Origin of the sequence: Pontibacter ruber (genome assembly GCF_023630205.1) — a bacterium.
GTDB classification, from domain to species: domain Bacteria; phylum Bacteroidota; class Bacteroidia; order Cytophagales; family Hymenobacteraceae; genus Pontibacter; species Pontibacter ruber.
Genome location: NZ_JALPRR010000003.1, coordinates 874066 through 888050, shown reverse-complemented (window position 1 = coordinate 888050; position 13985 = coordinate 874066). Strand labels below are relative to the sequence as shown.

Genomic DNA, 13985 nt, shown 5'->3' with positions numbered 1-13985 from the left:
TTTTGCCGTTGTTGTGTGTTCTCACCAACAACTCGCTGGTCAGAAGACACCGCAAAGGCAATAGCAATCCTGAACACAACCCTAGAACTTCTCGGGTAGGCTTACATAAAGTATAAATTATTGAGTACAGCTTATGAAGTAGAAACCGAAGCATACTGTACCCGGGAAAACGTTTTTTTAGTAACTTCCTGCTGTTTGCTTACTCACCCTATCCTTACCATGAACAACAAAGCTCATACAGCTCTCAAGTATAGTGCCTTAGCCTTCTCGCTTTCTTTTTTATACTCCTGTGCGCCAAAGCCTACAGCTACCACCGTGTTACCGGTTGAAACAGGAGTTGCCCATACGCTGGCCGAGTACCGGAAAGAAGTGCTGCGCAACATCGGGTATGACATTCAACTGACCATTCCGGACGGCAAAGACGCTCCTATACTTGCCTCCGAAACAATCTCTTTTGATTTGAAAAATAATGCCCAGCCGCTGCAGATCGACTTTAAGGAGAAAACAGAGAAACTGCAGGCGGTCAGTGTGAATGGTAAAAGTATAGCCATCGTTCATACCAACGAACACCTGGTGATACCTGCCAAAAACCTGAAAAAAGGGCGAAACGAGGTAAGTATAAAATTCATTGCCGGCGACATGTCGCTCAACCGTAATGAGGACTACCTCTATACTTTGCTGGTGCCCGATCGCGCCCGCACTGTTTTCCCCTGCTTCGATCAGCCGGACCTGAAGGCCTCTTACAAGCTCTCGCTAACCATACCTCAGGACTGGAAAGCACAGGCAAACGGGACGCTGCAGGATTTGGTAATCGCAGGCAATACTAAAACGTACAGTTACCTGCCTTCCGATACCATCAGCACCTACCTGTTCTCCTTTGCAGCCGGCAATTTTAGTCGCGTAGTAAAAGAAGAAGGCGGCAGAAAAATGGAGTTCCTGCACCGCGAAACCGATCCGGCCAAGATCAGGGAAAGTATGAACCCAATCTTCAGGATACATGCCGATGCGCTGAAGTTTATGGAAACTTACACGCAGATCCCCTACCCTTTCCAGAAGTTCGATTTTGTAGCCATACCTGATTTCCAGTACGGCGGCATGGAGCACGTTGGCACCATTCAGTACAAAGCCTCTACCCTGTTCCTGGACGAGGGTGCCACACAGGATCAGAAGATTGCCCGCTCCAGCCTCATCGCCCACGAAACCGCCCACATGTGGTTCGGCGACCTGGTAACGATGGAGTGGTTTAACGATGTCTGGATGAAGGAGGTGTTTGCTAATTTCATGGCCGACAAGATCACGCAGGTATCAGTGCAGAACTCCAATTACGATCTTAAGTTTTTAGTTGATCATTTCCCGGCTGCCTATGGCGTTGACCGCACAGCCGGTGCCAACCCGATCCGCCAGGACCTGGCGAACCTGCAAGATGCCGGCACCCTGTACGGCAACATCATCTACCACAAAGCCCCTATTATGATGCGCCAGCTGGAACGGCTGATGGGTGAAGAACAGTTTAAGCAGGGGCTGCGCCAGTACCTGAAAAAGTATGCCAACGGCAACGCCTCCTGGCCAGACCTGATCGAGATTCTGGACGCACGCACCCCAACCGACCTGCAGGCCTGGAACAAGGTATGGGTAAACGAGGCCGGACGTCCTGTATTTGATTACCAACTGAAGACCGAAGGAAATAAAATCACCTCACTTACCATTTCGCAGAAAGGAGAAGATGGCTCTGACCGCCTGTGGCCGCAGCTGTTTGAAGTTGCGCTGGTGTACCCGGATCGTGTGGAGGAACTGTCGGTGAAAATGGATGCGCAAGAGGTAAATCTTAAAGAAGCGGAAGCAAAGACGAAGCCGTTGTTTATACTGTTCAACTCATCCGGTCAGGGCTACGGCGTTTTCCCATTGGATAAGCAAATGCTGTCAGGGATTAACAAACTGCAGAACCCGGTTATGCGTGCCTCTGCCTACATCAACCTGTACGAGAACATGCTCAACGGACGTGATATTACTCCGGAAACTTTGCTGACGTTCACCACGCAGGAATCTGCCAGAGAAACCGAAGAACTGAACATTAAGCTACTCACAGGACAGCTGGGGGATATTTACTGGAGGCTACTTACACCTGCCAAAAGGCAGCAAGTGGCAGCCAAACTGGAGAACGAACTATGGAAGGCCATGGAGCAGAACAAACAGCCTAACTCTAAAAAGCTGCTGTTCAAAGCCTACCAGAGTATAGCTCTTAGCAAAGAGGCACAGGACAGGCTCTACAACGTATGGAAAGAGGAAAAAGCACCTGCCGGCGTGAAGCTGAACGAAGACGATTATACTTCGCTTGCCGCCTCCCTTGCCCTGCGCGATTATCCGGGGGCTACTGCTATACTTCAGGAGCAGACAAACCGGATTAACAACCCGGATCGCAAAAAGCGCATGCAATTCCTGATGCCCGCTCTGTCGGGTGATGTGCAGCAACGCGATGCCTTCTTTGCCTCGCTCAAAAACCAGCGTAACCGCGAAAAAGAGGCCTGGGTAGCAACTGCTTTAGGCTACCTGCACCATCCGTTGCGGGCTAATACCTCTGAGAAATACCTGCGGGAGAGCCTGGAATTGGTAGAAGAGATCCAGCTAACCGGCGACATCTTCTTCCCGACCAACTGGCTGCAATCCACCTTTGCCTATTACCAGACGCCTAATGCCGCTGCAACCATACGTACCTTCCTGAGTGAGCACCCGAACTATAACCCCAAATTGAAAGGCAAGATACTGCAGGCGGCGGATGGTGTGTTCAGGGTGGAGAAGGTATTGCAACAGCAATAATCAAAGTATAAAAAAAGAGGCGCCTGGCTGTATTACAGCCAGGCGCCTCTTTTATAGGTTCTTGTTACAGCTACTTATCTCAGAACATAGCCTAACTGGAACGTAAGTGTATTTCTGCTTGATGCAAGGCTTTTATAGATTGAAAATGCATTACCACTCTCATACTTAATCTCAGCAACTACTTTCTTTATTTGCATGCCAGCACCTACAAATAAAGCCTGCTCGTACTTACGAAAATCATTAAGAGGGCTTTCTTCTTTTGTTCTTTCAATACCATAATACCTTCTGAAACTCTTTTGGTTACTGCTATTCTTAACCATAAAATTATTTGCCATACCTACATGGATGTAAGGTTTTATACCTGCTTCCAGCAACTTATAGCGTACAGAGGTACTTAAACCAACATACCCCATATCGAAGGTTGTTTCCACCTTTGTATAATTTTCCTGCCCCACATTGCTCCCTTCCTCATACAAACCTTCAGTCTTTAAAGTATGATAGGTAAGGTCATTTCGTAATGCCCATTTTCCGCGCGCTCTTGGCAAAGTAGCAAGCAGCGAAAAGCCCAAATTATAATTACCTCCTGTAAAGTCTTCTCCTAACAGGCTGTTGAAACCGGAGCCACTAAATTTCAGAGAAGTATAGGAGACACCGCCTATTGCCAGCAGATTCAGTTTTACTTTTTCTTCAGCAGTAGCATAGTTGCCATCTGTGCCGATCACACAGGCATTGTATTCCTGAACAACACGCTGCAGCGCATTAGCCTTAAACTCTACACGTGCTATTTTTCCCGATACTTCCGGGCAGCCGGTAAGCTTTGCAATAAGCATACCTCTGTAAATTGGTAATTGGGTGTAGCCTGTTCTGTTGCCATCCTCAACCATCGAAACCCTGTAAATCAATTCCACGGGTTCCTCTTCGCCTGTTTTCAGGTAGTAATGTTCTTTTGCACGCTCATCTTTCAGAGAATAAAGATTTGCTTTTCCTAGAACAAGAGCCCGTAAAAAAACGGTATCGCGTTCAACTACAGGTTGGGTGATTGATTCTAACTGATGTAGCTTATTAGGCGATCTGTCTACATCAACTATGTAAGATTCATACTTATCTCCTGAAGAAAGCGAAAAACCCTTGATGTCGGTGACTTTTAACTTCTGAACATCTGAGCTGTGAGCCTCGCGTTTTACTTCAATAAACTGCGGGTTCCGGTCCCAGTTCTGATCATTGATGTGTACCTGTACTGTATCGCCTTGGTGGGTGATATAATGCCCCTGTACATAATTCTTTTGTGCAAAAGCCAGCGCACAGGTAAGGGATAAAAGAAACGTAAAAGTTAGCTTCATGTATAGCTGTTTTAAAGTATAGTATATTTCAAATATAAAAGAGAATTTACTTTAAAACAGAAAAGGCCGGAGAATTATTTCTCCGGCCTTTATACTATACTTTATAGCTATATTACATATCCAGCACGATCGCGAAGATCAGCGGTGCTACGATGGTAGCATCCGATTCGATCATGAACTTTGGTGTGTCTTTGCCTAACTTACCCCAAGTGATCTTCTCGTTTGGAACAGCGCCTGAGTAAGAACCGTAGCTGGTAGTAGAGTCAGAGATCTGTGCGAAGTAACCCCAAAGCGGAACACCGGTACGCTGAAGGTCCTGGTGCAGCATTGGTACCACGCAGATCGGGAAGTCACCGGCTATACCACCGCCAATCTGGAAGAAGCCAATGGTAGACTCTTCTCTGGCAGTTTCGGTGTACCAGTTAGCCAGCTCCATCATGTACTGGATACCGGTTTTCATGGTGTGCACATTCTTCACGTCGCCGCTGATCACGTGGCCTGCATAGATGTTACCCAGTGTAGAGTCTTCCCAGCCCGGGCAGATGATCGGCAGGTTCTTCTTGGCAGCTTCCAGCATCCAGCTGTTTTTCGGGTCGATCTGGTAGTACTGCTCCAGCTCGCCGCTCAGCAGGATCTGGTAGAAGAACTCGTGCGGGAAGTATGATTTACCTTCCTGATCCGCCTTCATCCAGTACTTCAGTACGGTGTGCTCCAGACGGCGCATCGCTTCCTCTTCCGGAATGCAAGTGTCTGTTACACGGTTCAGGTGGCGGCTCAGCAGTTCTTCCTCGTCAGCAGCAGAAAGCTCACGGTAGTGCGGCACACGCTCGTAGAAATCATGGGCTACCAGGTTGAAAATATCCTCCTCCAGGTTAGCGCCTGTACAGGAGATAGCGTGGATCTTGTCCTGGCGGATCATCTCGGCCAGAATGATACCCAACTCTGCTGTAGACATGGCACCGGCCAGCGTCACCAGCATTTTACCACCGTTGTTCAGGTGTGTCTTGTAACCTTCGGCAGCGTCTATCAGAGAGGCTGCATTAAAGTGCTTGTAATGTTTCTTTAAAAAGTTGCTTACTTCCATAATGTACAATTAAAGCCCTGCCCCGCAGAGCGGCTTGAGTCGGCAAGTTATAAATTAAAAACGATTTATACTTTACGGCTTTTACAATGCACAGTTCGACACCCGGATCCGGGGCGGAATTCCTCGCAAGGATATTGTCCTCCAGTTTTCAGAAAACTAAACACCAATGCGCCCAAATAATTCCATACTTCAGGCATTCAAATGATTATTTTTTTCTGCTGTTTTATCAGCCCTTCAACAGGCCTTAAACCCATTACCATCTACTTAAACAAGAGCGTTTGCGACCTTGTCATTTCGACATTTGGGAGAAATCTGGTTGTTTTCAAAGTGCAGCAATCTTTAAGATTTCTCCCCAAGGTCGAAATGACATTGAACTTCTTAGGCCGGCTTTTCGATCATAAGGTTATGGTTGGTGTAAATACAGATATCTGCTGCAATGTTAAGGCTTTCCTTTACCATTTCTTCGGCTGATAAGTGAGGAGCATGCTTTTTAAGAGCAAGGGCAGCGGCGTGCGCATACATACTTCCGGAACCAATGGCCGCGATCTGGTTATCGGGCTCCAGCACATCGCCGGTACCGGAAATAATAAGCAGTTCGCTCTTGTTGGCTACCACCATCATGGCTTCCAGTTTGCGCAGGTATTGATCTTTTCGCCAGTCTTTTGCAAGCTCAATGGCGGCACGCTTCATGTTGCTCTGGTACGCGTTCAGTTTCTCTTCGAAGCGCTCCAGCAACGTAAAAGCATCGGCAGTTGAGCCCGCAAAGCCTGTCACGATCTTGCCATCCAACAGCTTTCGGATCTTCTTAACGTTGCTTTTGGCGATGTGCTTGTCCATGGTGGCCTGCCCGTCGGCGCCCACGGCTACCTCGCCGTTATGGTAAATACCTACTACCGTAGTTGATCTTATCTTGGTCATGTGTATCTTAATTTATTGATGGTGTATACGCAGTCTCGCTTATACTTTGCTGCGCTACGTTGTAAAGCTACGGCATCTTCAAACAAAAAGCCAAAGGTACAGCAGCCGACAAAATGTCGGGTAAAGCAGGTATAAGCCCACACATTCGTATAATACCGACCGAAGCAGCCTGCCAAATCCTGCTTCGTTTTATTATCTTTGCTCCGATTTTGAACTATCAGCAATAAAAAGCTTACAGATATGAGCAAGGCAAACTGGGTAACCGTTAAAGAATACGAAGACATTACCTACAAAAAATCAAACGGCGTGGCCCGGATCGCCTTTAACAGGCCAAACGTGCGCAACGCTTTCCGCCCTAAAACGGTAGCAGAGCTTTTCGAAGCTTTCTTAGATGCCCGCGAAGACACCTCCATTGGCGTGGTGCTGCTTTCGGCGGAAGGTCCTTCTACGAAAGATGGCGTGTACTCCTTCTGCAGTGGCGGCGACCAGAACGCACGCGGCTTCCAGGGCTATGTAGACGAATCAGGTATGCCGCGCCTTAACATTCTGGAAGTGCAGCGCCTGATCCGCTTTATGCCGAAGGTGGTGATTGCGGTAGTACCTGGATGGGCAGTAGGCGGCGGACACTCGCTGCACGTGGTGTGCGACCTGACGCTGGCCAGCAAAGAGCACGCGATATTTAAACAAACCGATGCCGACGTAACCAGCTTCGACGGTGGCTATGGTTCGGCTTACCTGGCCAAGATGGTGGGTCAGAAGCGCGCACGGGAGATCTTCTTCCTGGGCCGCAACTATTCTGCACAGGATGCCTATGATATGGGTATGGTGAATGCCGTGATCCCGCACGAGGAACTGGAGGACACAGCCTATGAGTGGGCGCAGGAGATCCTGGCCAAGTCCCCTACTTCTATCAAGATGCTCAAATTCGCCTTCAACCTGACTGACGACGGCATGGTGGGCCAGCAGGTGTTCGCCGGAGAAGCTACCCGCCTCGCCTATATGACCGAAGAAGCCAAAGAAGGCCGCAACGCCTTCCTGGAGAAACGCAAGCCAGACTTCTCGGACATCAAGTGGATACCGTAAAGTATAACCACAAAGTATAAACTTAAAAAGCCGCTCCTTATCAGAGCGGCTTTTTTATATTTTAGAGGGTATCCCAATATCAGAAATCCTTTGATTGTTTATTTACCACATAGATTTAGAGCATGTACTGCTACAAGCCAGGCATAAACATCAAACATTGATTTGCAGCTCCTTTAAAAGCAGTTATTCGTTTACATCCGTTTATGAACAGATAATAATGTCACTATGAAAAGAGCCAACAGACTCATAGAAAAAGGGAGATAAAGTACAGTATCTTCCTAATCAAAAATATGCTTATTGGAAGTAATCAACTGGAAGCTGACTTCTGTACTTGAAATTGTGCTGTACATTGATGACAATCCAGAAGAGCCAACACCAGCCTTAGGGCATGATTCAAAAACAATTGAATTTCTATACCGAACGCAGACCGTAACCGACGTAGATATTTACAGATACAATTCAGCAGAGAAGGAAGAATAACCCCCATACAACAAAGTATAGCAGTTATGCTTCGGCTAGCACCTCACCACCAAGGTATAAAGACATACAGCGTTAAAATAATTTTAACAGTTAAACCTAAATATCATGTTAACGAGAAGAATTATTCGACATCTGAGCTTATTCTATTTGGCTTTTGTAAGTATTCTTTTTTCATCTTGCCAAAGCTATAATCATTCAGAAAAGAAGGCTTCTTATGGCGAGGCGACAAAGGAATTGATGGAGATGGTAGAAAAAAAACCCAATCTAAAATCAATGCTGATAGCTTCTATAGAAAAAGCAAGTAAGATAAATCCGGACACGGCTACAAACCCGGCGCAATCACTGGATGAATTTTATGCTTATGCTTCAAAAGCTGAAACATCCGTGCCATGGGCATTAGCAAAAGATAAAGAACACCCTTTGCCGTCAAATAACATTTTTATGGCTTTCTGCGCTCTTTACTTTCCTATAGATCAGCCACTGCCGCAATTGGAAGGTAAAGGGTATTTCAACAACTCGCTTCAGTATGCCGAGCCTTTGGCTTCCTGGCTAACGAAATTCAATAAATCGTGGGGGAAGTATCTTGATTCGGAAGAGTCATGGAATGAAAGCTATTACCAAATGGCACTACAAGATTCTTCTTTCGGTCTGCAAAAAGGGTGGTATGAAGATCCCTCGCATTGGAAAACATTTAATCAGTTTTTCTCCAGGAAGTTGCGTTCGCCCGCCGCACGACCCATTGCATCTCCTGATAATAATTCTGTTGTGACGTCATTTGCTGATGCAGTACCGCAGGGTGTGTGGGCAATTGATCGTAATTCTAATATTGTAGATAAAGAAGGATTAGCCATTAAATCTGCCACTATAAAATCTATTACAAAACTTTTAGGCGATGATAGTCAATACAAAGATTCATTTGCCAATGGCACATTCACACATTCATTTTTAAATGTAAATGATTATCATCGTTATCATTTCCCAGTAACTGGTACCATCAAGGAAGTTAGGATCATTCAGGGCATCAATCCCTCAGGCGGTACACTTACATGGGATAAAGACCAAAGGAGATATAAATTCAATCCTTCCGCAACAGGCTGGCAAATGCTGGAAACACGTGGTTGCGTGGTTTTAGAAACCGATGAGTATGGATTGGTTGCCTTGCTTCCTGTTGGAATGGCAGCAGTAGGTTCAGTAAACTTTATGGATAATATAAAGGTTGGTACAAAGGTTAAGAAAGGTGATATGTTAGGTTACTTTTTGTTTGGTGGTTCAGACTTCATTATGTTGTTTCAACACAAAGTTCAGTTTACCTTAGACGCCCCTAAAGCTGCAGACAATAATACTTACAAGCATCTTTTAATGGGTGAACGGCTTGGGCATTTGGTTCATAAGTAATACGACATGAATACTATCTTAAAAGCCAGCCACTGACACGGTATTTGCAATAGTATGGCTAACGAATACCCCTCCTCTACAAAGCACTTATCAGATTTTGTTCCAGCAGACATGACGCTATTGAGCATTAGTCGTTATCTTCAACTTTAATTTTTCAATTGGGTATTTGTTCAAGCTGCCAGTTCGCTATTGCCATGCCATCGCAAATACTTTAACGTTAGCAGTGATTTGAACTAAGAAAATTTCAAATGAAATAAAAAGCAGGTTTGTTGAGCTGTTAGTTGTTGAGTCTGTAAAGGAACATTATCCCAGTTATAGAATTGAAATCAGTCTTGAAACAGAAAATATCAAGAGCAGCTTCAAAACTATATCTGGATTAGTGAAGAGGATATAAATACATTCATTTTAGAACAGGAAGACCTCGACAAGACCAGACGTGGACAGGCAAAGTTACATAGTATGAGTCCTAGAGAGCTAAACTTACTTTTCAAAGCTATTGACCATATGGGACATCTTGCAAAGTGCAACCCATGCATCGGTAGCATGGTTTTGTGCTGACCGTAAATACAAAACTTCGTAAGTTTTAAATAAACCGACTTGCTTATGAAGGGAAAGGTCAGGACAAGGTTTATACTTTGCTTCGTTTCAGCAGTACTGCTTTTTGCGGCCTCTCCCCCACTGTATGCTTCTGTCCGAGCTCCAGCCGATACCACTACACGCCCTGCCATCAATCTGGGTTTGTACGGTTACTACGGTTTTATCATTCCTCATTCAGAAGACATCCGCAGTATCTCCGACTCTAACCCATGGGGTGTTGCCCTCGAGTTGAGCTTCCATTTTACAGACAGTGCAGCGTGGCAATACCTGCAGGCTTACCCCCGGCTGGGGGCTACGTTTGCCTTTTACAACTTCGATAATCCGGATGTACTGGGCAATGCCTTTGCTTTTATACTTTATGTGGAGCCGTTTCTGGCAGCTCATAAAAAATTCAACTTCTCGTTCCGGCTGGGTGCTGGGCTGGCCTACCTCAACAACGTGTATGATCCGGTTACCAACCCCGACAACCTGTTTTACAGCACCAAGATCAGTTTTCCGCTGGTAGCCAACCTCCTGGGCAACTACAGGCTAAACGAACACCTGTTGCTGCGGGCCGGCGGCACCTACAATCATATGTCGAACGGGGGCATACGCCAGCCTAACAAGGGCATCAATTTTCCGTCGGCTACACTGGGTATAGATTATGCCCTGCAAATGGCAAGCTTTCCCAGGCGTCAGCCTCCGAAGGCGAGCACTTTGCCAAGAACACGCCATTACCTATTTGCGCTGCTGGGCACCCTTAAAGATAGAAAAGATATACCTAGTGATAAACTGCCTTTGGTAGGTGCCACCGCTTATGCCAGCCAGAAAATAAGCAGGTTAAGTGCGCTTACAGCCGGGGCTGAGTGGGTGGCAGATTATACTTTGAAAGAAGAGCTGAAAGACCAAGGCGAGGAAAAGGATTTCCAGCGGGGTGCGCTTCTGGCAGGGCACGAGTTCCAGATCGGCAGGTTCCGGTTTAGCCAGCAGCTGGGGGTATATGTGTATGCACCTGAACCAGCACGCGACCCGGTATACCAACGCTGGGGACTGGAGTACCATACTTCCGGGAAAGTCTTCGCCGGCATTAACCTGAAAGCGCACCGCCATGTAGCCGATTTCTTGGATGTGCGAGTCGGATTAAAGTTACACTAAGTTCCAACTCGTGCAGAAATTGACAATCATTGTTATATTTCTATACTGCGCCATTGTTGGTATTCTTACCAACATTCAGCCATCAGAGGTCATTAAAGCCGCTCCTAACCAGAGCGGCTTTTTTATGCTCTTGCCCTGCTATTATTCATGATTAGTAAAATTTATCAACCTACTTAGCCATTGCTTTGCAAATCATCTTTACGCCAAATCATATGTACCTAATAATCAATTAAATTAAGCGTGCATATGCGTTTATAAGCGCTTATAAACGCATATGCACGCTTAGTAAACCCTGTAGAAACGACACTTCGGGCTATACAGATGGGCAGGCATACAAATCATACATTAGAATTATACCACAATAGACATTCCGAAGACATAGAATTAATCTGGCAAACTCAAAGATGGATCTAAATTCTTCCTGGCAGACTCATTTTTGAAATTTTGATCAAACAATATTACGCTTCCAGAATATTATATTATATTGAATAAATGGAGAATTTCTTATCACAGACACTAATAATACTCTCTTCAAGTAGAAATGAAGATGTTTGTAGAAAGTAAAACAACTCCATACATAGTGCAGATAAACGTATGTTTCCGTTTATCCAGTAGTTGGGTGTAAACGGTAATCATAGAATGAAAGAGATCAGTTATATACAAATCATCCTTCGCTTCTAAAACAGATACATATGAAAATCTCAAACTTACTTCTAGCGGCTTTCCTACTTCTTGTAAATACCGCCTTCTGTAGACCGGTGACATGGGATGAGAGAAAAAGTGACAGCCTGCCGGAGAACATTCAGCTGTCAAGATACGGCGCTTTAATCGGGAAGAGCGAGTTATTACCAAATGGAGGAATTATCTCGGTGACTAGCACCAAGCTTATTTTTACTCCCATCAAAACTTTTCTTTCCAAAGATGTAAGCATTCAAGAAATTCCTTTGGATGAAATAGCCAAGGTGACCAGAACCAATACCTTGGGAATCATGCCGAACGGTATTCTGCTGCTACTCCAGGACGGTACAAGCCAGAAGCTTCAAACAATTGTCTTTAGAAGAAAAAAGCTTTATGAGTTGCTCTTAAGCCAAACAAAATAAATTATGACAGGAGGTATGGAAAAACGTCTTCACCCAACAAAACACATCCATCAGGATCGGCTGATGCCTCACCCGTTGCCTGTACGAGCCCGTTGGCAAATACTAAAATCAATGAAAATAATCTACCTCACCCTTATTATGGCACTCTTCGGATTTGGTAACACTAAGGCACAGTCAGTTAAAAAATTTAAAGAGCCTTTAAACACAGCAGTATTTACGACGAAATTTGTGATTGAAGAAAGTAAGCCAATCACCTACGTTATGCATGATTCAGATGACGGGGCTTGGCAGTTCTTCAGCGACGACGAATTTGAAGATTTTGAAAGTATAGCTAAAATAGTCGGACTCGGCGAAATCATAAAAATGGATAAGTCCATTCTTGAGCTGGCTGATATGCCCGAAGGCTACTACGCTTATAGAGAGAGTGTAAACAGTAAATGGGTAATTCAAAAACAGGAAGAATAGCATTTGCCAACACAATGCATGCTCAACCTTCGCTAATGCTCAGGCTCCGCATGCACGCGGTCCGTTAGCAGTAATATGAAATCATGAAAAACTCTATATCCTTCTTATTGTTTTTGTTACTATTGGCTTCTTGCCAAAAAAAAGAGAATAAACATCTTTTACAAACGGACGGAGTTTATGTTACTGATATACCTATGCATGGCGATGAAAATTTAAAACACTATTTGAAATTTAACATTGACAGTACTGTTTATGCGACGAGTTCGTCCTATAAATTGGAAATAGTTAAAAATTTGCTGGAATCTCCAACTAGCCCAATAGAAAGAGGAAATTTTACGATAATTGATGATAGTATAAAGTTTAAAACTAATACAGAATCTGGAGTGGTAGTCTATAAAGGTAAAATTGAACAGAACTCAATTTCATTAAAAGTGAAAAGTCATATTAATGGACGTGAATTCCAAGAGAAATATGATTTTCAGCCGTACTAAGAAATACCTCCGCTAACCACACCTAAAGCACATTAAAACGTGCTTTAGCCCAACCGTTACCAATAAGCACATACTCTTAACTTTAACCATGAATATATCCGCCACTATCAGGAATAGCTTTCAGAAGAACGACTTGATCGTTACAACTGAAGGCAACCAGAAGGAGATTAGCATACCGGCTAAGGCAGAAGGTTATGGCTCATCGGTAAACGGAGGCGAATTGCTGTTCCTGTCGCTGGCCACCTGCTTTTGCAACGATGTATATCGCGAAGCTGCCCGAAGAAGTATGGAAATAAGTACCGTGGAGGTTACTGTGTCAGGAGAGTTTGGCAAAGAAGGAGAGCCAGCCTCGAATATCGTATATGAAGTACACCTTCAGGCACCAAATCATTCTGAGTTTGAATTGAGAGAGCTGATTGAGCACGTAGATAAAATAGCAGAAGTGCATAACACATTACGTAGAGGCGTAGGTGTAACTTTAAAAGCGTAAGCAGACCGCACAGAAGTTGGTAGTTATTTTGCCTTCGCTGGTGTTTTAGGCACGAATTAATGCCTCTCTGCGCAAATCTAACTGTTGATACCTTCAGCAACGCCAGTGCTTTTAGTTAAAGGGGCCTGTATTGAGAATAATGCTTCCGAACATCAGAAAACCAAGAAGCAGTAGCAAGCATGCTACGATGAAGGACAGGTCTTTCCAAAACCTGTAAGGTTTATCGGGGTTTAACCTTTTCATGTATCTTACATGTTGGATAGCGGCGACAATGAGCGCAAAGTTACCCAGGCTAATAAGGGTAAGGCCCACGTTACGTGGTTCTTGAGCTCGAATAACAGACGTGGCAGACTCTGCCAAGAACATTTTCATGAACTTGTAGATCGTAAACCCGAAACTGATCATGGAGAGAGCTGTCCGGATCCAGGCCATCAGGGTGCGCTCAGCCGCAAAAATGGTTCGTTCAAGCGATAAATCGTTAACAGGAGGTTGTTTATCATCCATTTCTTTCCCTTAAATTTTATCGGCCTGCTTTTACAAAAAAATCGGAAGCTTCTACCCTACCTTCGGGAGTTCAAAATATGATCGAGCTTC

At 44.9% G+C, this 13985-nt stretch carries 12 protein-coding genes; 8 read left to right on the top strand and 4 right to left on the bottom strand.

The features are described from left to right. Nucleotides 1–219: 219 nt before the first annotated feature. The gene (locus tag MJ611_RS15645; RefSeq protein WP_250431018.1) at nucleotides 220–2814 is read left to right on the top strand and encodes a M1 family metallopeptidase; all 2595 of its coding nucleotides are present in this window, start codon (nucleotides 220–222) and stop codon (nucleotides 2812–2814) included. Nucleotides 2815–2888: 74 nt separating this feature from the next. On the opposite strand, the gene MJ611_RS15640 is transcribed toward MJ611_RS15645, so the two are convergent. The 3 genes from MJ611_RS15640 to hslV form a co-directional block, all read right to left on the bottom strand. Then, complete coding sequence (locus MJ611_RS15640) at nucleotides 2889–4154, bottom strand: PorT family protein (protein ID WP_250431016.1); 1266 nt, start codon at nucleotides 4152–4154, stop codon at nucleotides 2889–2891. Between the two features lie 112 nt (nucleotides 4155–4266). Then, on the bottom strand, nucleotides 4267–5238 hold the full coding sequence (locus MJ611_RS15635) for a deoxyhypusine synthase family protein (protein ID WP_250431014.1): 972 nt from the start codon (nucleotides 5236–5238) through the stop codon (nucleotides 4267–4269). Between the two features lie 378 nt (nucleotides 5239–5616). Next, nucleotides 5617–6156, bottom strand: coding sequence for an ATP-dependent protease subunit HslV (gene hslV / locus MJ611_RS15630; RefSeq protein ID WP_250431012.1), 540 nt, complete (start codon nucleotides 6154–6156; stop codon nucleotides 5617–5619). Between the two features lie 240 nt (nucleotides 6157–6396). Between hslV and MJ611_RS15625 the strand changes: the two genes are divergently transcribed. From MJ611_RS15625 to MJ611_RS15595, 7 genes are all read left to right on the top strand, one after another. Next, on the top strand, nucleotides 6397–7239 hold the full coding sequence (locus tag MJ611_RS15625; RefSeq protein WP_250431010.1) for a 1,4-dihydroxy-2-naphthoyl-CoA synthase: 843 nt from the start codon (nucleotides 6397–6399) through the stop codon (nucleotides 7237–7239). Nucleotides 7240–7824: 585 nt separating this feature from the next. Beyond that, complete coding sequence (locus MJ611_RS15620; protein WP_250431008.1) at nucleotides 7825–9114, top strand: phosphatidylserine decarboxylase; 1290 nt, start codon at nucleotides 7825–7827, stop codon at nucleotides 9112–9114. A gap of 603 nt (nucleotides 9115–9717) precedes the next feature. Beyond that, nucleotides 9718–10845, top strand: coding sequence for an acyloxyacyl hydrolase (locus tag MJ611_RS15615; protein WP_250431006.1), 1128 nt, complete (start codon nucleotides 9718–9720; stop codon nucleotides 10843–10845). A 692-nt stretch (nucleotides 10846–11537) separates the two neighbouring features. Continuing rightward, nucleotides 11538–11945, top strand: a complete 408-nt coding sequence (locus MJ611_RS15610) for a hypothetical protein (RefSeq protein ID WP_250431004.1) — start codon at nucleotides 11538–11540, stop codon at nucleotides 11943–11945. Between the two features lie 15 nt (nucleotides 11946–11960). Continuing rightward, nucleotides 11961–12410 carry an immunity protein Imm33 domain-containing protein gene (locus MJ611_RS15605; protein WP_250431003.1) on the top strand — a complete coding sequence of 150 codons (450 nt, stop codon included), beginning with the start codon at nucleotides 11961–11963 and terminating at the stop codon, nucleotides 12408–12410. A gap of 83 nt (nucleotides 12411–12493) precedes the next feature. Further along, complete coding sequence (locus MJ611_RS15600) at nucleotides 12494–12901, top strand: hypothetical protein (protein ID WP_250431001.1); 408 nt, start codon at nucleotides 12494–12496, stop codon at nucleotides 12899–12901. A gap of 88 nt (nucleotides 12902–12989) precedes the next feature. Beyond that, entirely contained in the window at nucleotides 12990–13391 is a 402-nt protein-coding gene (locus MJ611_RS15595; protein WP_250430999.1) for an OsmC family protein, read from the top strand. 111 nt (nucleotides 13392–13502) lie between these two features. Here MJ611_RS15595 and MJ611_RS15590 read toward each other — a convergent pair whose 3' ends face one another. Beyond that, on the bottom strand, nucleotides 13503–13895 hold the full coding sequence (locus MJ611_RS15590; protein ID WP_250430997.1) for a YidH family protein: 393 nt from the start codon (nucleotides 13893–13895) through the stop codon (nucleotides 13503–13505). Nucleotides 13896–13985: the final 90 nt, after the last annotated feature.

Bases quoted from the DNA above. Each gene is read 5' to 3' on its own strand.
- MJ611_RS15645 (WP_250431018.1), top strand. From the start codon at position 220: ATGAACAACAAAGCTCATACAGCTCTCAAGTATAGTGCCTTAGCCTTC.
- MJ611_RS15640 (WP_250431016.1), bottom strand. From the start codon at position 4,154: ATGAAGCTAACTTTTACGTTTCTTTTATCCCTTACCTGTGCGCTGGCT.
- MJ611_RS15635 (WP_250431014.1), bottom strand. From the start codon at position 5,238: ATGGAAGTAAGCAACTTTTTAAAGAAACATTACAAGCACTTTAATGCA.
- hslV (WP_250431012.1), bottom strand. From the start codon at position 6,156: ATGACCAAGATAAGATCAACTACGGTAGTAGGTATTTACCATAACGGC.
- MJ611_RS15625 (WP_250431010.1), top strand. From the start codon at position 6,397: ATGAGCAAGGCAAACTGGGTAACCGTTAAAGAATACGAAGACATTACC.
- MJ611_RS15620 (WP_250431008.1), top strand. From the start codon at position 7,825: ATGTTAACGAGAAGAATTATTCGACATCTGAGCTTATTCTATTTGGCT.
- MJ611_RS15615 (WP_250431006.1), top strand. From the start codon at position 9,718: ATGAAGGGAAAGGTCAGGACAAGGTTTATACTTTGCTTCGTTTCAGCA.
- MJ611_RS15610 (WP_250431004.1), top strand. From the start codon at position 11,538: ATGAAAATCTCAAACTTACTTCTAGCGGCTTTCCTACTTCTTGTAAAT.
- MJ611_RS15605 (WP_250431003.1), top strand. From the start codon at position 11,961: ATGGAAAAACGTCTTCACCCAACAAAACACATCCATCAGGATCGGCTG.
- MJ611_RS15600 (WP_250431001.1), top strand. From the start codon at position 12,494: ATGAAAAACTCTATATCCTTCTTATTGTTTTTGTTACTATTGGCTTCT.
- MJ611_RS15595 (WP_250430999.1), top strand. From the start codon at position 12,990: ATGAATATATCCGCCACTATCAGGAATAGCTTTCAGAAGAACGACTTG.
- MJ611_RS15590 (WP_250430997.1), bottom strand. From the start codon at position 13,895: ATGGATGATAAACAACCTCCTGTTAACGATTTATCGCTTGAACGAACC.